This is a genomic window from Streptomyces sp. NPDC004065 (assembly GCF_044903565.1).
Classification (GTDB): Bacteria; Actinomycetota; Actinomycetes; order Streptomycetales; family Streptomycetaceae; genus Streptomyces.
This window is the reverse complement of the sequence record NZ_JBJDQT010000034.1, coordinates 32,786-50,118: the sequence shown is the minus strand read 5'-3', so window position 1 is coordinate 50,118 and position 17,333 is coordinate 32,786. Positions and strand designations below refer to the sequence as shown.

Here is a 17,333-nt window from a genome sequence, read left to right as displayed (position 1 = left end):
GCTCAGGCGAGGAGGGCGGCCACGCGACGCCACTCCTGCCGGGGCAGCGTGTCGCGGTCCTGGCCCGCCACGACCACCTGGAGGGCCACGTGATCCGCGCCCGCGGCCTCGAACTCCCGGACGCGGTCACGGATCCTGGACTCCTCGCCCCAGGCGAACACCGCGTCGACCAGCCGGTCGCTGCCGCCGCCGCGCAGATCGTCCTCGGTGAAGCCCAGGCGCAGGAAGTTGCCGGTGTAGTTGGGCAGCTCCAGGTACATGGCGAGGTAGCCGCGGGCGATCTCGCGGGCGCGGGCCGGGTCGGTCTCCAGGACGACCTTGAACTCGGGTGCCAGCAGGGGCCCTTCGCCCAGGATCTCGCGGGCGCGCGCCGTGTGCTCCGGTGTGACCAGGTACGGCACCGCGCCGGCCGCCCGGTCCCGGGCCAGCTCCAGCATCCGTGGACGCAGCGCGGCGAGCACCCGGCGGTCCGCGGGCACCCCCGCGGCGTCCAGGGCGTCGAGATAGGCGACCAGCGCCGAGTACGGGCGGCGGTACTGCTCGGCGAGCCTGGCGTGGCTCACGCCGAGTCCCAGCACGAACCTGCCCGGGTACGCCGCCTCCAGCTCGGCGAAGCCCGCCGCGCTCGCCTCGGCGTCGTGCTGCCAGATGCTCTGGATGCTGGTGCCGACGGCGAGCCGCGAGGTCGCCGCGAGCAGCGGAGCGGCGTTCGGGGCGGCGCTGCTGCCGCCGAGCCAGGCCGCCCCGAACCCGAGTTCCTCCAGCTCGGCGGCGGCCTCGCCGATCTCACCACGTCGGCCGGGATCCTCGGAGCGCAGGCCGATGCTCCAGACGCCGTACCGTCCGACGGTCTCCTTCAGTGGGGTTGCCGTACCGCTCATCGGTTCCGATCCCTCCGGGGGTGGGGTGCTGTGATCATCGCGTCCACAGCACCCCAACCCGGGGAAACGCGCCGGTAATCCCGGTGAACCCGCCGGGTTCCCGTGGTCCCAGGGGGTTCCCTGTGGTCCGGGGGTCCGGTGGTGCGGGGGCTCGGTGGTGGTGCGGGGGCCGCGGGGACCCATGGGGCCGGTGCCCCGTGGGTTGCCGGGCCCCCACGGGTCCGGTGGTCCGGGCGCCGCCGGGCCCCCATGGGGGACTACCGGTCCCCGGACCGCTCCCCGGACCGCTCCACGAACCGCTCCAGCGCCTCCACCACCAGCCGGTGGTCCTGGAGCTGGGGCAGGCCGGAGACCGTCACCGCGCCGATCACGCCGGCGCCCTCCACGGCGATCGGGAACGAGCCGCCGTGGGCCGCGTAGCGGTCCGGGTCCAGCCGGGAGGACTCCTCGAAGGTGCTGCCCTTGGCCCGGAAACGGGCCCCCACCAGGTACGACGCCGAGCCGTAGCGCTCCACCACCCGGCGCTTGCGGGCGATCCAGGCGTCGTTGTCCGGGGTCGAGCCGGGCAGCGCCGCGTGGAAGAGCTGCTGGCCCGCGCGGTGGATGTCGACGGCGACCGGCGCCTGCCGCTCCCGCGCCAGCTCCACCAGCAGCGAGCCCAGCGCCCAGGCGTCCTCGTACGTGAACCGCCGCAGGACCAGGCGGCGTTCCTCGGCCTCCAGCTCCTCCACGGTCGGGGTGATCTCCGGTGCGGACCGGGGCGCGACCCGCGCGGCCGGCCTGGGGTTGTCCGTCACGGCGTCACCACCACGCCGTCGCGGGCCGAACGCCGGGCCGCCTCCAGGACGTCCAGGGCCGCGGCGGCCTCCCAGGCGGTGACCGGGTTGGGGGCGCCGTCGCGCAGGGCGGCGGCCACCGCCGCGTAGTACGCCGGGTAGTCGCCGGGCAGGGTCGGCACCGGGCGCCCGCCGCCGGTCAGCGGGGACTCCCCGGCGCCGACGCGGCCCCACAGGGACTCCTCCTCCGTGCCCCAGTCACCGGGCTCGGCGCCGGGCCGCCGGCCCTCGCGCAGCGCCGCCTCCTGCGGGTCCAGGCCGTACTTCACGAAGCCCGCCCGCGAGCCGAGGACCCGGAAGCGCGGGCCCAACTGGGCGGCCGTCGCGGAGACGTACAGGTGGGAGCGGACGCCGTTGGCGTGCGTCAGCGCGAGGAACGTGTCGTCGTCGGTCTCGGCTCCCTCCCGGCGCACGAGCACCTCGGCGTACACCTGGGTGACCGGACCGAACAGGACCAGGGCCTGGTCGACCACATGGCTCCCGAGGTCGTAGAGCAGCCCCCCGATCTCCGCCGGGTCGCCCGACTCGCGCCAGCCGCCCTTCGGCTGCGGCCGCCAGCGCTCGAACCGCGACTCGAACCGCCACACGTCGCCCAGCTCGCCCTTCGCGATCAGCTCGCGCAGGGTGCGGAAGTCGTTGTCCCAGCGGCGGTTCTGGAAAACGGACAGCAGCAGCCCGCGCTCCTCGGCGAGCGCTGCCAGGCCGCGCGCCTCGGCGGCCGTACCGGCGACCGGCTTGTCCACGACCACCGGCAGCCCGGCCTCGAGGGCGGTGGTGGCGAGCGGGACGTGCGTGCGGTTCGGGGAGGCCACGACGACCAGGTCGAGTTCGCCGGCCCGGGCGAACAGCTCGTCGGGGCCGGCCACGACGCGTACGTCCGGGAACTCGGCCCGGGCCTGTGCCTGCCGTTGCGGGTGGGAGGTGACGACCGTGTCGAGGTGCAGGCCCTCGGTCGCGGCGATCAGCGGGGCGTGGAAGACGGAACCCGCGAGGCCGTAGCCGATGAGGCCCACGCGGAGGGGAGTGCCATGGGTCATGCCCCTACTTTCGCAACGCTGTTGCCAAAGTGCAAGCGGGGGCGACAATGGGGAGGTGAGCAGCGGAGTGGACGAAGCGGGTGCGGGTGCGTCGGGCGCGGGCGCGGGTGCGGGCACGGGGGCGGGTGCGGGTGCGCGTACGAGGACCGGCGTGGTCCGGGGGACGGGAGCCGGGGCAGCCGTGGGAGCCCGGGGCGCCGTGGGCGCGGCCGGCGCGGCGGGGCGGCCGGCCGGACCGGCGGGGGTGAACCTGCTCGCGCTGCGCAGCCACAACACCGCCCTGGTACTCGACCTGCTGCGCGGAGCCGGGGCCGGGGGCATCAGCCGGCTGGAACTCGCCGAGCGGACCGGGCTCACCCCGCAGGCGGTCAGCAAGATCACCGCCCGGCTGCGGCAGGAGGGGCTCGCGGCGGAGGCGGGACGCCGCGCGTCCACGGGCGGCAAGCCGCGCACCGTGCTGCGCCTGGTGCCGGAGGCCGGGCACGCGGCCGGTGTGCACGTCGACCGGGACGAGGTGCGGACGGTGCTGGTCGACCTGAACGGCACCGTCGTCGGCGAGCGCCGCGCCCCGCTCGATCTGGGCGCGGCGGCCGCGGCGGTCGTCGAGCAGGTGGCCCGGGAGGTCGAGGACTTGGTGGACGAGGCGCTGGGAGGTGTCGTGTCGCCGGTCGGGGTGGGGGTGGCGCTGCCCGGGCCGCTCGACCACGGGCGCGGGGTGCTGCACCGGGTGACCGGGTTCCCGCAGTGGGACGGGTTCCCGCTCCGGGACGCGCTTCAGCGGCGGCTCGGGATACCGGTCGTGGTCGACAAGGACACCAACGCGGCGGCGCTGGGTCTGGCGGTGGCCGGGGGCGGCGAGGAGCACGGCGCGGGCGGTGGTGGCGTGAGCGGGGACGGCGGCGGGCGCGACGGGGGTGCGGGTGCCGAAGGTGCGGGCGGCGGGCGTGCGGGTGGCGAAGGTGCGGGCGGTGGGGGTGCGGGTGGCGAAGGTGCGGGCGGTGGGGGTGCGGGTGGCGGGGGTGGCGCCTCCTTCGCCTATCTCCACGTCGGTACGGGGCTCGGGGCCGGACTGGTGATCGGGGGGCGGGTGCACCGCGGACCGCGGACCGGGGCGGGAGAGTTCGGGCACCAGGTGATCCAGCTGGACGGACCCGTGTGCGAATGCGGGGACCGCGGGTGCCTCGAGGCGCTGTGCCTGGACGCCGTGGGCCGCGGGGACCCGCGGGAGGCGGCACGGGTGCTCGGGACCGGCGCGGCGAATCTGGTGGGGCTGCTGGACATCGAGGAGGTGCTGCTGGGAGGCCGCACGGTGGAGGCGGCGCCGGAGGCGTTCGTGCACGGGGTGTCGGAGGTGCTCCGGGCCCGGGCGCGCAGGGAGGGCACGGACGGCGGGGCGGTGCCGGTGCGGGTCGTCGGCGATGAGCGGTCGGTCGCCGAAGGGGCCGCCCAGCTGGTGCTCGCGCCGATGTTCGGACGCGGCGACGGATAGCCGCCTCACCGGACGGCCGCCTCACCGGACGGCCTCCCCGCTGGACGGCTGCCTCGCCGGACCGCTCCCGCCGGACCGGTCGCTCGGGCGGTGGCACGACGCCGTTCGAGGGGAAACGCGGCGCCGTTCGGGGGCGGGGGACGGCGTGGCTTCCCGGGCTGGAGCGCCGAGGCGGAATGGTCATGTGTTCATGCGATTGTGCACGTCCCTGCCCTTCTGCCTCGCCGCGGCCGCCGTCGCTCTGGCCGGCCCGGCCCACGCCGCCCCGCGTCCCGTCTGCGCCGGGCCGGACGACCGTCACTTCCCCATCACCAGCCGCGTCCACGGCGGCCCGGAGTCGTACACCGCCGGTGGCGGATACGGCACCTTCTCCATCGACCTCACCAACACCACCTCGGCCACCTGCGCCGGCATCCACCCGGTCGTCGTGCTCGTCGACGCCAAGCGCGCGCTGAAGGCCGGTCAGGTACGGCTGGAGTTCTACGACGGCTCCCGTCCCCGTCCCGTGCGCCTGGAGACGACCGACCGGGCCGAGCTCGTCGGCCCCTTCGACGCGGGGCTGCCCGGGGTCACCCTGGGCCCGGGCAGGACCGTCACCGTCAAGGTACGGCTGGCGATCACCTCGGACGCCGTGGCCAACGAGGTCACGGCGAACGCCGCCGTCGTACAGCGGCACGACGACGACGGGGAGTGGGTCGGCCAGTCCGGCGACTACCGGTTCCGCATCGCCTCGGACGCCGCCACCGGCCCGGCCCCGGCCGGCAGCCGCGAGGCCGATCCCCGCGCCAGCGCAGGCGCGGACGCCAGTGCCGGCGCGGACGCCGGCGCAAGCGCGGGGGCCGGGGTCGGCCCGGGTCCGGGTACGGCGTCCGACGGCCCGGGCGCCTCCACCGCCGTCCCCGGCGCCGACCCGACCGCCGCCCTGGACCCCTCCGACTCCGACGGCCTGCCCTTCGCCGACGAACTCGCCCGCACCGGACTCGCCACCCCGCGCGGCCTGCTCACGGGCGCCGCCCTGCTGCTCGCCGTCGGCAGCACCCTGGCACTGGCCCGCAGACGCCGCTGAGCCGGGGGCGCGACCGCGCCCCGCGGCGCCGTCTCGCGGCCGCGCCCCGCGGCGCCGTCTCGCGGCCGCGCCCCGCGCTCCCGTCTCGCGGCCGCGCCTCGAGACCTCGTCTCGCGGCCGCGCCTGGTGCCTTAGCCCGCGGGCATACGGCGGTGGTACGGGCGGACATGCCGACGCCGGGTGGCGGACCGTTTCGGCAAGATCCGGCCACTGACTAGGCTGGGCGCACGCAGGCCCGCGGACGGCAGGAGATCGGCACATGGCAGACCGCAAGCCCATCGAGTCCTGGCTCACCGACATGGACGGTGTCCTGATCCACGAGGGCATCCCGATCCCCGGCGCCGACGCCTTCCTGAAGAAACTGCGCGAGTCCGGCCGCCCGTTCCTGGTGCTGACCAACAACTCGATCTACACGCCGCGCGACCTGCACGCCCGGCTGCGGCGCATGGGCCTGGACGTGCCCGAGGAGAACATCTGGACCTCCGCCCTGGCCACCGCCCAGTTCCTGGACGACCAGCGACCCGGCGGCAGCGCCTACGTCATCGGCGAGGCGGGCCTGACCACCGCGCTGCACGACATCGGGTACATCCTCACCGACCAGGAGCCGGACTTCGTGATCCTCGGCGAGACCCGGACGTACTCCTTCGAGGCGCTGACGAAGGCCGTGCGGCTGATCAACGCCGGCGCCCGGTTCATCGCCACCAACCCCGACAACGTCGGCCCCTCGGCCCAGGGCGACCTGCCCGCCACCGGCTCGGTGGCCGCGCTGATCACCGCGGCGACCGGCAAGAAGCCGTACTTCGTCGGCAAGCCCAACCCGCTGATGATGCGGGCCGGGCTCAACGCGATCGGCGCCCACTCCGAGGCCTCCGCCATGATCGGCGACCGTATGGACACCGACGTGCTCGCCGGCCTGGAGGCCGGGATGCGCACCTTCCTGGTGCTCAGCGGCGTCACCCGGCCGCAGGAAGTCGACCGCTACCCGTTCCGGCCGTCCGAGGTCGTGGACTCGATCGCCGACCTCGTCGACCGCGTCTGAGCCGACGGCGTCCGGGCGCGGGCCGCGTCCGAGCGCCGGCTGTGTTCGGGTGCGGGCCGCGTCCGAGCGCCGGCTGTGTTCGGGTGCGGGCCGCGTCCGAGCGGGTCTCGTCGGGTCTCGGCGGGTCTCGTCGGGTGCACCGTCTCACCCGGCCGACCCCTTCCCCTCGCCCGCACGGGGCAACGCCGGGCCGCCGCGGATGCGGAAACGGCCGATCCGAGGTCTCCTGGTGACGGAGGTCTCACGATGGGTCCACTACGGCTCACTCTCTGTACAGGGCTGCTGGCGGCAGCCGCCTGCGTCCCCGCGGCCCACGCGATGGGCGCGGGGGACGGTGCCGTACGGACGTCGCCGTCGTCGGCTCCGGCTCCGGCGCGTGCGACGGCGTCCGCCCCGCCGGACGCGCACGCCGCTCCCGAGCCGCCCGAGCCCTCGGCGGCGCACACGGTCACCGGGCTGGCCCTCGCGGGCGCGGCCGCGGCCGCCGTGGCCTTCCTGCCCCGCGCCCTCGACAGGGCCCGCGCCGACCGGGCCCGCGCCGACCGGGCCCGTACCGACCGCACCCGAACCGACCGGGAACGTGATCGCGATGTCCGGCACCGACGCTGAACGCCTGGGCGCCGGCCGCCTGATCACCGGACTGGTCTGGGTACTGCTGCTGCTCGGCCTGTGGTCGTGGGGCAGCGGCCCGACCGAGGTACGGCAGTCGCCGTCCGGCCCCGCCACGGGTGACATGGCCGCGGCCGGACGGCCCGCCGGGAACCCGCTGCCGCCGGCGGCCACCCCGCTGCGCGACGCCGTACCGCGCCGGCTCGACATCCCCGACCTCGGGGTACGGGCTCCGGTGGTGTCCCTCGCACTGGACGCGCGCGGCGCGCTCGAGGTGCCGCCCGCCGCCGGGTCCGGCGCCGTGGGCTGGTACGCCGCCGGGGTCAAGCCGGGGGCGCCGGGGACGGCGCTGCTGGTGGGGCGGGCGGACGGCGGCAGCGGGACCGCCGTGTTCCGTGACCTCGGTGCGCTGCGGCCCGGCAGCACGATCCGGGTCGGCCGCGGCGACGGCACGGTCGCCGACTTCACCGTCGAGGACGTCGCGACCCGGCCCCGCGACCGGGCGGCCTCCGGTGTACGGGGAGTCGTGGACGCCTCCGAGGCCCCCGCCCCCCGAGCCTCCGGGGTGCCGGAGGTCCCGTGGGTCCCGGGAGTCTCAAAGGTCCCGGCAGCCCCGGGGATCGCGGGGGCCGCGGCAGCCCCGGGGGTTGTCACCGGCGTCACGGGCATACCGGACGTACCGAACGGACCGGGCGTTTCGGGTGCGGCGAACGTCCGGCCGGCCGGACACACCGGGCCGGCGGACCGTGCCCGGCGCGCGGGGCTGCGGCTGGTCGCCGAGGGCGGCGCCGAGAGCGTGGTCGTCTCGGCCTACCTCACGGGAACGGGCGCCTGAGTCGGCGCCGGCGGGCGGCAGTTGGCCCCCGGGCAACGCGAAGGCCCCCCGCTCGTGCGAGGGGCCCTGCCGTCGGTGCGCCGCCAGGGACTCGAACCCCGGACCCGCTGATTAAGAGTCAGCTGCTCTAACCAACTGAGCTAGCGGCGCCTGCTGACACCGTTAACTCTACAGGACGTGCGGGGGTGCTCCCGACCATCCGTGCCTGGTGGGCGCGGTCGCGGACCGCCCGAGTCGCGCGTACGGCCGGTGCCGTGCCGGTGCCGTACATCATTCGGACCGTCAGCATGCGTGCTTCGGTGCCGATGGTGACACTGATCAACGTGCACAGATCGGGACAAGTCCGTATGGAGTCTGACGTGGATCGCATCGAACCCCCGGGTGACCGGGCGAACCGTTCCGCCTCCCGGCTCATCCAGAACGAGGCGACCACCGAGATCCCGGTCCACCTGTTGTTCCGCGACGAGCCCGGACCCCGCCCCGGTCCGGTGCGGCTCGGCCCCGCGGTGGTGGCGAGCCGGCAGGGCACCGGCGAGCAGCCGCGCTACCGGCGCCGGGTGCCCGCACCGGCCGCCCGGCCGGCGCCGGAGACGGACCCCGCCCTGGTGGAGCGGCCGGCCCGGGTGCTGCCCGGAGCGGTGGGGGTGATCGCGGGCGCCTGCGGCACGGCGGGTTGCGTCCTCACCTCGTGGTGGGCGGGGGCGCTGCCGCCCCTCGCGGTGGCGGCCCTGCGGCTGCCGGCCGGCGCCGGCGCCGGGCTCGGCCTGCCGCAGTGGGCCGCCTACGCCGGGGCGGGCGTGCTCGGGCTGTCCGGCATCGGCGGGCTGACCCGGGGGCGTACCGGACGGGCCTGGGTGCTCGGGCTGTTCGGCCGCTACGCGGGGACCGTCCGCCGCACCGGGCTGCTGTGGGTCAACCCGCTGGCGCGCCGCCGCCGGGTCGACGTACGGCTGCGGCACTGGCGCAGCGAGCCGATGCCCGCCGCCGATCCGGGCGGGGTGGGGCTGCGGGTGGCGGTGCTCGTGGTGTGGCGGGTGCGGGACACCGCGCGGGCCGCGCTCGGGATCGACGACCACGAGCGGTATCTGCGCGAGTGCGTGGAGGCCGCGCTGCTCCGGGTGCCGGTGGAGGCGCCGGGCGGTGCGCCGGGGGCGGCGGACGCGGCCGAGGGGGCGCTGACCCGGCTGGTGGCCCGGGACGCGGAACCCGTCGGGCTGGAGGTGTTCCGCGTGCGCCCGGCCCGGGTGGAGTACGTCCCCGAGGTGGCCGCCGCGATGCACCGGCGCGGTGTCGCGGCGCTGGACGCGCGGCAGCGGGCGACGATGGTCACCTCGGTCGTGGACTCCGTGGAGGACACGGTGACCCGGCTGACCACCCGCGGGCTGGTCGAACTCGACGACTACGAGCGCAAGGTGCTGGTGCGCGATCTGACCGTGGCGTTCTGCGCGGGACGCCGGGGACCGGGACCCGCCGTTGGTATGGACATGTTCAACTAACGGCAATAATCTGCTACTTGGTCTAGACCTACTCGCAAGACCTGCACAGCTCACTGAAACTCCCCACGTTCACCAGGAGCGGCAGCATGCGCACCAAGGCCAAGTTGTACGCGGCCGTGCTGGGCCTCACCACCGCCGGAGCCTTCGTGCTCTCCACCGGCGGCGCCAGCAGCCACGGCTACACCGACCTCCCCATCAGCCGGCAGAAGCTCTGCGCCAACGGCACCGTGACCAACTGCGGCGACATCCAGTGGGAGCCGCAGAGCGTCGAGGGCCCCAAGGGCTTCCCGGCGTCCGGACCGGCCGACGGACGGATCTGTTCCGGCAACAACACCCGGTTCGGCCAGCTCGACAGCCCGCGCACCCCCTCGGGCGGGGCCTGGCCCACGACCAGGGTCAACGGCGGGCAGAGCTACACCTTCCGCTGGCAGTTCACCGCCATGCACGCCACGACGGACTTCAAGTACTACGTCACCCGGCAGGGCTGGAACCAGAACCACGCGCTGACCCGCGCCGACCTCAACACGACACCCTTCCTGACGGTCCCCTACGGCGGACAGCGCCCGCCGGCCACCCTCAGCCACAGCGGCACCCTGCCGACGGGGCTGAGCGGCCACCACGTGATCGTCGGCGTGTGGACGATCGCCGACACGGGCAACGCGTTCTACGCCTGCTCGGACGTGACGTTCTGACGGGTCTCCGTTGCGCGGAGCGCCGGGCATGCCGAAGGGCCCCTCGTGATCACGAGGGGCCCTTCCTCTGTGCGCCGCCAGGGACTCGAACCCCGGACCCGCTGATTAAGAGTCAGCTGCTCTAACCAACTGAGCTAGCGGCGCATGACTCCCGCCGTCCGCTTCCGCGGCCGGCGACGAGAAAATAGTACCCGGTCTCCGGGGGTGCTCGTGACCAGGTGCTCGTCGGTCGGCGGCACCTGGATCGCCAGGGACGGCAGCACGGGCGTCGCACGCCGGTTCAGCCGGTCGGCGGGCCGGCGCACCATCCGGCCCGCCCGCCCGGCTCGGTGGGGTGAGGAGTGGCCGCCACGGGGCTGCGCCCCGGACCCCATGCGGGGCTTCGCCCCCGCACCCCGGGCGGGGGCTTCGCCCCTGCACCCCCCTTTGCCCCATCCGGCCCGCCCGACTCGGTGGGCCAAGACGGCACCGCCACGGGGCTGCGCCCCGGACCCCATGCGGGGCTTCGCCCCTGCACCCTGGGCGGGGGCTGCGCCCCCCTGCACCCCCCTTTGCCCCATCCGGCCCGCCCGCCCGGCTCGGTGGGGTGAGGAGTGGCCGCCACGGGGCTCCGCCCCGGACCCCATGCGGGGCTCCGCCCCTGCACCCCGGCGGGGGCTGCGCCCCGGACCCCCGCGGACCCCCGCGGGGCTCCGCCCAGCGCCCCCGGCCCTGGGCGGGGGGCTCCCGCCCCCGCCCAGGGCCTGCTACAGCACCGCGCTCAAGAACTCCCGTGTCCGTTCCTGTTCCGGGTCGCCGAAGAGTTGTTCCGGGGGGCCGGATTCGATCACGTGGCCGGCGTCGAACATCAGGACCTGGTCGGAGATGTCGCGGGCGAAGCCCATCTCGTGGGTCACGCACAGCATGGTGATGTCCGTGCTGCGGGCGATGTCCCGCAGTACGTCCAGCACGCCGGCGACCAGCTCCGGGTCCAGTGCCGAGGTCACCTCGTCGAGCAGCAGGACCTGCGGGCGCATCGCCAGGGCCCGGGCGATCGCGACCCGCTGCTGCTGGCCGCCGGAGAGCTGGGAGGGGCGGGCGGCGCACTTGTCGGCCAGGCCCACCAGCTCCAGCAGTTCCCGGGCCCGGGCCTCGGCCTCGTCCCTGGACAGGCCGAGCACCGTGACCGGGGCCTCGGTGATGTTGCGCAGGACGGTCATGTTCGGGAACAGGTTGAACTGCTGGAAGACCATGCCGATCTTCTTGCGGATCTCCCGGACCTGCTTGGCGGGGGCCGGGAAGAGCCGCCGGCCGTCGACGGTGATCGTGCCCTCGTCGGGCTCGGTCAGGGTCATCAGCATCCGCAGGATCGTCGTCTTGCCCGAGCCGGAGGGGCCGATCAGGGTGACGTGCTTGCCGGCGTCGACCGAGAAGTCGAGCCCGTCGAGGACCGTGTGGTCCCCGAACCGCTTGGTCACGTTCTCCAGGCGGACCAGCTCCGGGGCGGAGGTGGCGTCGGCGGGGCGGTCGGGTTGCTTGGCGGTGTCAACGGACAAGACGTCGCTCCAGTGCTCGCAGGAGGAGGGAGGCCAGGTAGGAAACGAGGACGAAGGCCACGCCGATCACGGTCAGCGGCTCGGTGAACTGGAAGTGCTGCTGCGAGAACAGCCGCGCCTGCCCGAGCATCTCCAGCACGGTGATCGCCATCAGCATCGGTGTGTCCTTGAGCATCGAGATGACGTAGTTGCCGAGCGCGGGGACGACCCGGCGGATCGCCTGCGGCAGGATCACCGCCGTCCACGTCCGCCGCCGCGGCAGGTTCAGTGCCGTCGCCGCCTCCCACTGGCCGGCCGGCACCGCCTCGATGCCGGCCCGGTAGACCTGCATCGTGTACGTCGAGTAGTGCAGCCCGATCGCGAAGACGCCGGTGGTCAGGGCCGAGAAGGTCAGCCCCCACTCGGGCAGCACGTAGAAGAGGAAGAACAGCTGCACCAGCAGCGGCGTGTTGCGGACGAACTCCGTCACCGTGCCCACCGGCCAGCGCACCCACCGGCTCGGCGTCCGCATCAGCAGCGCCCACAGCAGGCCCAGCGCGAACGAGATCAGCGAGCCGAGGGCCAGCGCCTGCAGGGTGACCAGCAGGCCGTCCCAGAAGTGCGGCATGAAGTCACGCACGGCGCCCCAGTCCCAGTTCATGCGGCACCCCCTTCCGTGGCGCCGGCGCCTGCGCCCACGCCGGTCGTCCCGGCGTGCCGGGGCTCAGGAGCGCTCGGCTCGTCGAGCGGGGCCTTGCCGACGCCGCGCTTGAGCCGCTTCTCCAGTCCCCGCATCACCCGGGTGAGCGCGAAGGCGATCACGAAGTAGATCACCAGCACGTAGGTGTAGATCTCGGCGCTCTCCTGGAGGGCGAGCCGCACCAGGTTGCCGCTGAAGGCCAGATCGCCCATGCCCATGATCGACACCAGGGAGGTGCCCTTGAGCAGCTCGATCAGCAGGTTGGAGAAGGACGGGATCATCTCCGGCACCGCCTGCGGCAGCAGGATCAGCCGCAGCCGCTGCCAGGGCGTGAAGCTGAGCGCGATGCCGCCCTCCCGCTGGGCCGGGTCCACCGCGTTCAGCGCCCCCCGCACGATCTCCGAGCCGTACGCCCCGTAGGTCAGCCCCAGCGCGAGCGTGCCCGCCCACATCGGCACCAGCTGCCAGCCGAAGGCCGGCGGCAGCACGAAGAACACCCAGAAGATCATCACCAGCGCGGAGGTCCCGCGGAACACCTCGGTGTAGAAGCCCGCGAGGAAGCGCAGGACCCACAGCCGGTGGGTGCGCGCGACACCGACCACGAAGGAGACGGCGGTGGCCAGCAGCGCGCTGAACACCAGCAGCTGGACCGTGGTCCACACGCCGGTCAGTACCAGTTCCCACAGTCCCGTGGTCATCCGCCGCACAGCTCCTTCGCGGTGAGGTCCGTCATCTCGGCCTTCGTGAACCCGAAGGGCTGGAGGATCCGGAACAGCTCGCCGCTGCGCTTCAGCTTCCGCAGCTCGGCGTTGAAGGCGTCCCGCAGCCCGGTCTCGGTCGGGCGGAAGGCGAACGCGCCGCCGTCGACGTGCGGCCTGCCCTCCACCAGCGGCGCGAACGGCTTGGTGGCCTCCGCCTTGGACGACTTCTTCACCACCTCGCGGGTGGTCAGCGCCGTGCCGGCGAAGACGTCCACGCGCCCGGCCTCGACGGCGTTCAGACCGGCCACCTGGTCGGGGACGACGAGGATGTCGCCCTGGTCGTACCCGGCATCGACGGCGTACTGGATCTCCGCGTAGCCGGTGCCGGTGGCGAAGCGCGCCTTCTTGCGCACGACGTCCTGGTAGCTGTGCAGCCCCAGCGGATTGCCCTTGCGCACGATGAAGGAGTCGAGCATCTGGTAGTCGGGATCGGCGAAGATCACCTGCTCGCAGCGCTCGGCGTTGACGTACATCCCGGCCGCCACGACGTCGAACTGCTGGGAGTTCAGCCCCGGTATCAGCGAGCCGAACTCGGTCGGCACGGGCTGCACCCGGTCCACCCCGAGGCGCTTGAAGATCACCCGGGCCAGCTCCGGCGCCTCACCGGTCAGCCGCCCGTCCTTGTCGATGTACCCGAACGGGATCTCCCCCGCGATGCCCAGCCGTACGACGCCCTGGGCCCGGAGCCTGCGCAGCAGGTCGCCGCCGCTGCCGGTGGACGCCGTGGCCACCCGGCTGCAGCCGGCTGTGCCCAGCGCGCCGAACGCCGCGGCCCCCGCTACCCCCGCGACGCCCGTGAGCAGCGACCGGCGGCTGGGCTCGGGTGTCTGTCTGCCTTTGCCTGGTGCACGTGGTGGAGCCATGGGCGCGCGGCTACCCAAGGCCATGCGGCCCATGCCCCGGAGATTGTGCGGAGGCGATGGGGAAACCGTGACCGCGCGGAGGGGGCGGCCGGTGCGGGCCTGCCCGCCGGTCACGGGGTACCCGCAATCGGGAACCGCCATTCACCGACGGCAGGAAGGCTGGTCATGACGGCACTCGGATTCCTCTACCCGGGCCACTTCGCCGAGGACGACTATCCGCGCATCGAGCAGCTCCTGGGCAGTGACATCCGGGTCGATCTGGTGCACACCGAGGTCGGCGAGGACGCCTACCGGCTCCGGACGCTGCGCGGGACCGGATCGGTCGAGGAGCTGGCCCGGAGCGTCGAGGGGCTGCGGCTGTCGGGTGCCGAGGCGGTGGTGTGGGCGAGCACCAGCGGCAGCTTCGTGCACGGCTGGGAGGGAGCCCACGAGCAGGTGCGCTCCCTCGCCCGCGCGGTGGGCATGCCGGCCTCCTCCACCTCCTTCGCCTTCGTGCACGCGGCGGGCGAGGTCGGCGCACGGCGGGTGGCGGTCGCGGCGACCTACCCCGACGACGTGACCGCCCTCTTCGCGGACTTCCTGCGGGCCGGCGGGCTGGAGGTGGCCACCGCCCACAGTGCCGGGATCGGCACGGCGGCTGAGGCGGCACGCTGGACGGAGGCGCAGATCCGCGACCTGGCCCGCGCGGCCGACACCGACGCGGCCGAGGCGGTCCTGGTGCCCGACACCGCCCTGCACACCGCGTCCCACATCGCGGCGCTGGAGAAGGACCTGGGCAAGCCGGTGCTCACGGCGAACCAGGTGAGCGTCTGGGAGGCGCTGCGGCTGACCGACCGCCGCGTCAACGCCCCTGAGCTGGGAGCGCTGTTCACCCGGGAGCCGGTCGTCCAGGTGTGAGCGGGCAGGCGCCCGGGCCGCCGGGCGGGGCGGGTTGCGGGCCGTGGCACGGGGGCGTTACCTGGAAATGTCCGGCGGTGCAGCGAGACCGCCCGGGGCGACGGCGCGACCGGGAGGACCGCGCCCGCCCGAGCGCCCCCGTCCGCGCGTCCCTCTTCGCGGCTCGTCCCGCCGCCGTCGTCCAGCGCTCGACGCGGAGGTGACCGAAGGTGAAAGCCGTCGTCTACGAAAAGCCCTTCTCCGTCTCGGTGAAGGAGGTCGAGGATCCCCGGATCCAGCACCCGAACGACGTGATCGTACGGGTCACCTCGTCCGCGATCTGCGGATCCGACCTGCACATGTACGAGGGCCGCACGGCCGCCCAGTCCGGCATCGTCTTCGGCCACGAGAACCTCGGGATCGTCGAGGAGACCGGCGAAGGCGTGACCTCGCTGTCCGAGGGCGACCGGGTGGTCATGCCGTTCAACGTGGCCTGCGGATTCTGCAAGAACTGTCTCGACGGCAAGACCGGGTTCTGCCTCACGGTGAACCCCGGATTCGCCGGCGGCGCCTATGGATACGTGGCGATGGGCCCCTACCTCGGCGGCCAGGCCGAGCGGGTGCGCGTGCCCTACGCCGACTTCAACTGCCTCAAACTGCCGCCCGGGGACGAGCACGAGACCGACTTCGTGCTGCTCGCCGACATCTTCCCCACCGGGTACCACGGCTGCGAGCTCGCGGAGGTGAAGCCCGGTGAGTCGGTGGCCGTCTTCGGCGCCGGACCGGTCGGCCTGATGGCCGCCTACTCGGCGCTGCTGCGCGGCGCGGCCAAGGTGTTCTCGGTGGACCGGGTGCCGGAGCGGCTGGCCAAGGCGGAGGAGATCGGGGCCATCCCGATCGACTTCACCAAGGGCGACCCGGCCGAGCAGATCAAGGAGCAGACGAACGGCGAGGGCACCGACAAGGGCGTGGACGCCGTCGGCTACCAGGCGCAGTCCCCCAAGGACACGAGCCACGAGGAGCCCGCCGTCGTCCTCAACACGCTCGTGGAGACGGTACGGCCCACCGGCAAGCTCGGTGTGCCGGGCCTGTACGTGCCCTCCGACCCGGGCGCACCCGACGAGCACGCCAAGCACGGACAGCTGCTGGTCTCGATCGGCCGCATGTTCGAAAAGGGTCAGCAGATGGGTACCGGCCAGACCAACGTCAAGCGGTACAACCGCCAGCTGCGCGACCTGATCATCGCCGGGCGGGCCAAGCCCAGTTTCGTGGTCTCCCACGAGCTGCCCCTGGAGCAGGCGCCCGAGGCCTACGAGAAGTTCGACAAGCGGATCGAGGGCTACACGAAGGTCGTACTGCACCCCGGGCACGCGCTGGCCGCGTGAGCCGTCCGGAGGAAGGCGAGGCGGAGCCGCCGGCGGTGACCGGCGGCTCCGGCCTGCGCGGGGCGGACGCGGAATAAACGGGGACTGTCTCCTGTTGTCGGCGCAAGGACGTCGTACACCAGGAGGCACCCCGTGGCAGACGAGATCCGTGGCGCGGCACAGGGCACCGCACCCGTACCCCTGTCCGTACTGGACCTGGTCACGGTCGGCGCCGGCCGCACCGCCACGGACGCCCTGCGCACCAGCGTCGGGATCGCCCGCCTCGCCGAGTCCCGCGGCTACCACCGCTACTGGGTGGCCGAGCACCACTCCATGCCGGGCGTCGCCTCCTCCTCGCCGGCCGTGATCCTCGCCCACCTCGCCGCCCACACCGACCGCATCCGCCTCGGTTCGGGCGGCGTCATGCTGCCCAACCACGCCCCCCTGGTGATCGCCGAGCAGTTCGGCACGCTGGAGGCGATGGCCCCCGGCCGGATCGACCTGGGGCTCGGCCGGGCCCCCGGCACCGACGGCGCCACCGCCGCCGCCCTGCGCCGCACCGATCATCCGAACGAGGGCGCCGACGACTTCCCCCAGCAGCTCGCCGAGCTGATCCGCTTCCTCGACGACGACTTCCCCGACGGCCACCCCTACTCCCGTGTCCACGCCGTCCCCGGCCCCGTCCAGGGCACCTCACCGGGCGGTGTGCAGTCCCCGCACCGCCCGCCGGTCTGGCTGCTGGGCTCCTCCGGCTTCAGCGCCCGCCTCGCGGGCATGCTCGGCCTGCCGTTCGCCTTCGCCCACCACTTCTCCGCGCAGAACACCGTTCCGGCCCTGGACCTGTACCGCGAGTCCTTCCGGCCCAGCGCGGTGCTCGACGCGCCGTACGCCCTCATCGGCGTCGCCGCGCTCGCCACCGAGGACGAGCGCGAGGCCCGCCGCCAGGTGCTGGCCGCCGCGCTCAACATGGTCCGGCTGCGCACCGGCCGGCCCGGTCTCGTGCCCACGCCGGAGGAGGCGGAGGCGTACGACTTCAGCCCGCTGGAGCAGGAGTTCATCGCCTCCTGGAACGCCAACGTCATCCACGGCACCCCCGACGAGGTGCGCGCCGGCCTGGACGACCTGCACAAGCGCACCGGCGCCGACGAGTTGATGCTGACCAGCAACGCCCACAGCGGCGAGGTCAGGCTGCGCTCCTACGAACTCATCGCCGACGCCTACGGCCTGCCCGGCACCGAGCAGACCTGACACGCCGGGCTCGCACGTCACGCCGGG

At 74.1% G+C, this 17,333-nt stretch carries 17 protein-coding genes and 2 tRNA genes; 10 read left to right on the top strand and 9 right to left on the bottom strand.

Going from position 1 to position 17,333, the window contains the following annotated elements:
- Positions 1-2: 2 nt before the first annotated feature.
- The 3 genes from ACI2LW_RS29025 to ACI2LW_RS29015 all read right to left on the bottom strand — a co-directional run bounded on the left by ACI2LW_RS29025 (position 3) and on the right by ACI2LW_RS29015 (position 2,754).
- Positions 3-881: an LLM class F420-dependent oxidoreductase gene (locus ACI2LW_RS29025; protein WP_404734197.1), complete on the bottom strand. Its 879-nt coding sequence runs from the start codon at positions 879-881 to the stop codon at positions 3-5.
- Between the two features lie 257 nt (positions 882-1,138).
- On the bottom strand, positions 1,139-1,678 hold the full coding sequence (locus ACI2LW_RS29020) for a heme-degrading domain-containing protein (protein WP_404734196.1): 540 nt from the start codon (positions 1,676-1,678) through the stop codon (positions 1,139-1,141).
- Positions 1,675-2,754 carry a Gfo/Idh/MocA family oxidoreductase gene (locus ACI2LW_RS29015; protein WP_404734195.1) on the bottom strand — a complete coding sequence of 360 codons (1,080 nt, stop codon included), beginning with the start codon at positions 2,752-2,754 and terminating at the stop codon, positions 1,675-1,677. Before ACI2LW_RS29015 ends, ACI2LW_RS29020 begins: the two co-directional genes overlap by 4 nt.
- Positions 2,755-2,935: 181 nt before the next feature.
- Between ACI2LW_RS29015 and ACI2LW_RS29010 the strand changes: the two genes are divergently transcribed.
- From ACI2LW_RS29010 to ACI2LW_RS28990, 5 genes are all read left to right on the top strand, one after another.
- Positions 2,936-4,243 (top strand): ROK family protein, encoded by a 1,308-nt coding sequence (locus tag ACI2LW_RS29010; protein WP_404734238.1) that lies wholly within the window; start codon positions 2,936-2,938, stop codon positions 4,241-4,243.
- A 190-nt stretch (positions 4,244-4,433) separates the two neighbouring features.
- Complete coding sequence (locus ACI2LW_RS29005) at positions 4,434-5,309, top strand: hypothetical protein (protein ID WP_404734194.1); 876 nt, start codon at positions 4,434-4,436, stop codon at positions 5,307-5,309.
- Positions 5,310-5,568: 259 nt separating this feature from the next.
- Complete coding sequence (locus ACI2LW_RS29000; protein WP_404734193.1) at positions 5,569-6,348, top strand: HAD-IIA family hydrolase; 780 nt, start codon at positions 5,569-5,571, stop codon at positions 6,346-6,348.
- A gap of 246 nt (positions 6,349-6,594) precedes the next feature.
- On the top strand, positions 6,595-6,957 hold the full coding sequence (locus ACI2LW_RS28995) for a hypothetical protein (protein WP_404734192.1): 363 nt from the start codon (positions 6,595-6,597) through the stop codon (positions 6,955-6,957).
- Positions 6,938-7,792 (top strand): sortase domain-bontaining protein, encoded by an 855-nt coding sequence (locus ACI2LW_RS28990; RefSeq protein ID WP_404734191.1) that lies wholly within the window; start codon positions 6,938-6,940, stop codon positions 7,790-7,792. The genes ACI2LW_RS28995 and ACI2LW_RS28990 overlap by 20 nt, the downstream gene beginning before the upstream one ends.
- 76 nt (positions 7,793-7,868) lie before the next feature.
- Here ACI2LW_RS28990 and ACI2LW_RS28985 read toward each other — a convergent pair.
- A tRNA-Lys gene (locus tag ACI2LW_RS28985) sits at positions 7,869-7,942 on the bottom strand.
- Positions 7,943-8,139: 197 nt separating this feature from the next.
- Here ACI2LW_RS28985 and ACI2LW_RS28980 point away from each other — a divergent pair.
- Together ACI2LW_RS28980 and ACI2LW_RS28975 are read left to right on the top strand one after the other, a co-directional pair.
- Entirely contained in the window at positions 8,140-9,288 is a 1,149-nt protein-coding gene (locus ACI2LW_RS28980) for an SPFH domain-containing protein (protein WP_404734190.1), read from the top strand.
- Positions 9,289-9,374: 86 nt separating this feature from the next.
- Complete coding sequence (locus ACI2LW_RS28975) at positions 9,375-9,980, top strand: lytic polysaccharide monooxygenase (RefSeq protein WP_404734189.1); 606 nt, start codon at positions 9,375-9,377, stop codon at positions 9,978-9,980.
- Positions 9,981-10,050: 70 nt separating this feature from the next.
- Here ACI2LW_RS28975 and ACI2LW_RS28970 read toward each other — a convergent pair.
- The 5 genes from ACI2LW_RS28970 to ehuB all read right to left on the bottom strand — a co-directional run bounded on the left by ACI2LW_RS28970 (position 10,051) and on the right by ehuB (position 13,818).
- Positions 10,051-10,124, bottom strand: a tRNA-Lys gene (locus tag ACI2LW_RS28970).
- A 602-nt stretch (positions 10,125-10,726) separates the two neighbouring features.
- Positions 10,727-11,515 carry an ectoine/hydroxyectoine ABC transporter ATP-binding protein EhuA gene (ehuA, locus tag ACI2LW_RS28965; protein WP_404734188.1) on the bottom strand — a complete coding sequence of 263 codons (789 nt, stop codon included), beginning with the start codon at positions 11,513-11,515 and terminating at the stop codon, positions 10,727-10,729.
- On the bottom strand, positions 11,505-12,155 hold the full coding sequence (gene ehuD, locus ACI2LW_RS28960; RefSeq protein ID WP_404734187.1) for an ectoine/hydroxyectoine ABC transporter permease subunit EhuD: 651 nt from the start codon (positions 12,153-12,155) through the stop codon (positions 11,505-11,507). The genes ehuA and ehuD overlap by 11 nt, the downstream gene beginning before the upstream one ends.
- Positions 12,152-12,892 carry an ectoine/hydroxyectoine ABC transporter permease subunit EhuC gene (gene ehuC, locus ACI2LW_RS28955; protein WP_404734186.1) on the bottom strand — a complete coding sequence of 247 codons (741 nt, stop codon included), beginning with the start codon at positions 12,890-12,892 and terminating at the stop codon, positions 12,152-12,154. Before ehuC ends, ehuD begins: the two co-directional genes overlap by 4 nt.
- Positions 12,889-13,818, bottom strand: a complete 930-nt coding sequence (gene ehuB, locus ACI2LW_RS28950) for an ectoine/hydroxyectoine ABC transporter substrate-binding protein EhuB (protein WP_404734185.1) — start codon at positions 13,816-13,818, stop codon at positions 12,889-12,891. Before ehuB ends, ehuC begins: the two co-directional genes overlap by 4 nt.
- 165 nt (positions 13,819-13,983) lie before the next feature.
- Here ehuB and ACI2LW_RS28945 point away from each other — a divergent pair, with 165 nt between their 5' ends.
- The 3 genes from ACI2LW_RS28945 to ACI2LW_RS28935 all read left to right on the top strand — a co-directional run bounded on the left by ACI2LW_RS28945 (position 13,984) and on the right by ACI2LW_RS28935 (position 17,306).
- Positions 13,984-14,715 carry a decarboxylase gene (locus ACI2LW_RS28945; RefSeq protein WP_404734184.1) on the top strand — a complete coding sequence of 244 codons (732 nt, stop codon included), beginning with the start codon at positions 13,984-13,986 and terminating at the stop codon, positions 14,713-14,715.
- A 209-nt stretch (positions 14,716-14,924) separates the two neighbouring features.
- Positions 14,925-16,079 carry a glutathione-independent formaldehyde dehydrogenase gene (locus ACI2LW_RS28940; RefSeq protein WP_404734183.1) on the top strand — a complete coding sequence of 385 codons (1,155 nt, stop codon included), beginning with the start codon at positions 14,925-14,927 and terminating at the stop codon, positions 16,077-16,079.
- 132 nt (positions 16,080-16,211) lie between these two features.
- Positions 16,212-17,306 carry an LLM class flavin-dependent oxidoreductase gene (locus ACI2LW_RS28935; protein WP_404734182.1) on the top strand — a complete coding sequence of 365 codons (1,095 nt, stop codon included), beginning with the start codon at positions 16,212-16,214 and terminating at the stop codon, positions 17,304-17,306.
- Positions 17,307-17,333 lie beyond the last annotated feature (27 nt).

What these genes read in the sequence shown, in the direction of transcription:
- ehuB (WP_404734185.1), bottom strand. Translation starts at nt 13,818, where the DNA reads ATGGCTCCACCACGTGCACCAGGCAAAGGCAGACAGACACCCGAGCCC.
- ACI2LW_RS28945 (WP_404734184.1), top strand. Translation starts at nt 13,984, where the DNA reads ATGACGGCACTCGGATTCCTCTACCCGGGCCACTTCGCCGAGGACGAC.
- ehuD (WP_404734187.1), bottom strand. Translation starts at nt 12,155, where the DNA reads ATGAACTGGGACTGGGGCGCCGTGCGTGACTTCATGCCGCACTTCTGG.
- ACI2LW_RS29025 (WP_404734197.1), bottom strand. Translation starts at nt 881, where the DNA reads ATGAGCGGTACGGCAACCCCACTGAAGGAGACCGTCGGACGGTACGGC.
- ACI2LW_RS29005 (WP_404734194.1), top strand. Translation starts at nt 4,434, where the DNA reads ATGCGATTGTGCACGTCCCTGCCCTTCTGCCTCGCCGCGGCCGCCGTC.
- ACI2LW_RS28995 (WP_404734192.1), top strand. Translation starts at nt 6,595, where the DNA reads ATGGGTCCACTACGGCTCACTCTCTGTACAGGGCTGCTGGCGGCAGCC.
- ehuC (WP_404734186.1), bottom strand. Translation starts at nt 12,892, where the DNA reads ATGACCACGGGACTGTGGGAACTGGTACTGACCGGCGTGTGGACCACG.
- ACI2LW_RS28990 (WP_404734191.1), top strand. Translation starts at nt 6,938, where the DNA reads ATGTCCGGCACCGACGCTGAACGCCTGGGCGCCGGCCGCCTGATCACC.
- ACI2LW_RS28980 (WP_404734190.1), top strand. Translation starts at nt 8,140, where the DNA reads ATGGAGTCTGACGTGGATCGCATCGAACCCCCGGGTGACCGGGCGAAC.
- ACI2LW_RS28975 (WP_404734189.1), top strand. Translation starts at nt 9,375, where the DNA reads ATGCGCACCAAGGCCAAGTTGTACGCGGCCGTGCTGGGCCTCACCACC.
- ACI2LW_RS29000 (WP_404734193.1), top strand. Translation starts at nt 5,569, where the DNA reads ATGGCAGACCGCAAGCCCATCGAGTCCTGGCTCACCGACATGGACGGT.
- ACI2LW_RS29015 (WP_404734195.1), bottom strand. Translation starts at nt 2,754, where the DNA reads ATGACCCATGGCACTCCCCTCCGCGTGGGCCTCATCGGCTACGGCCTC.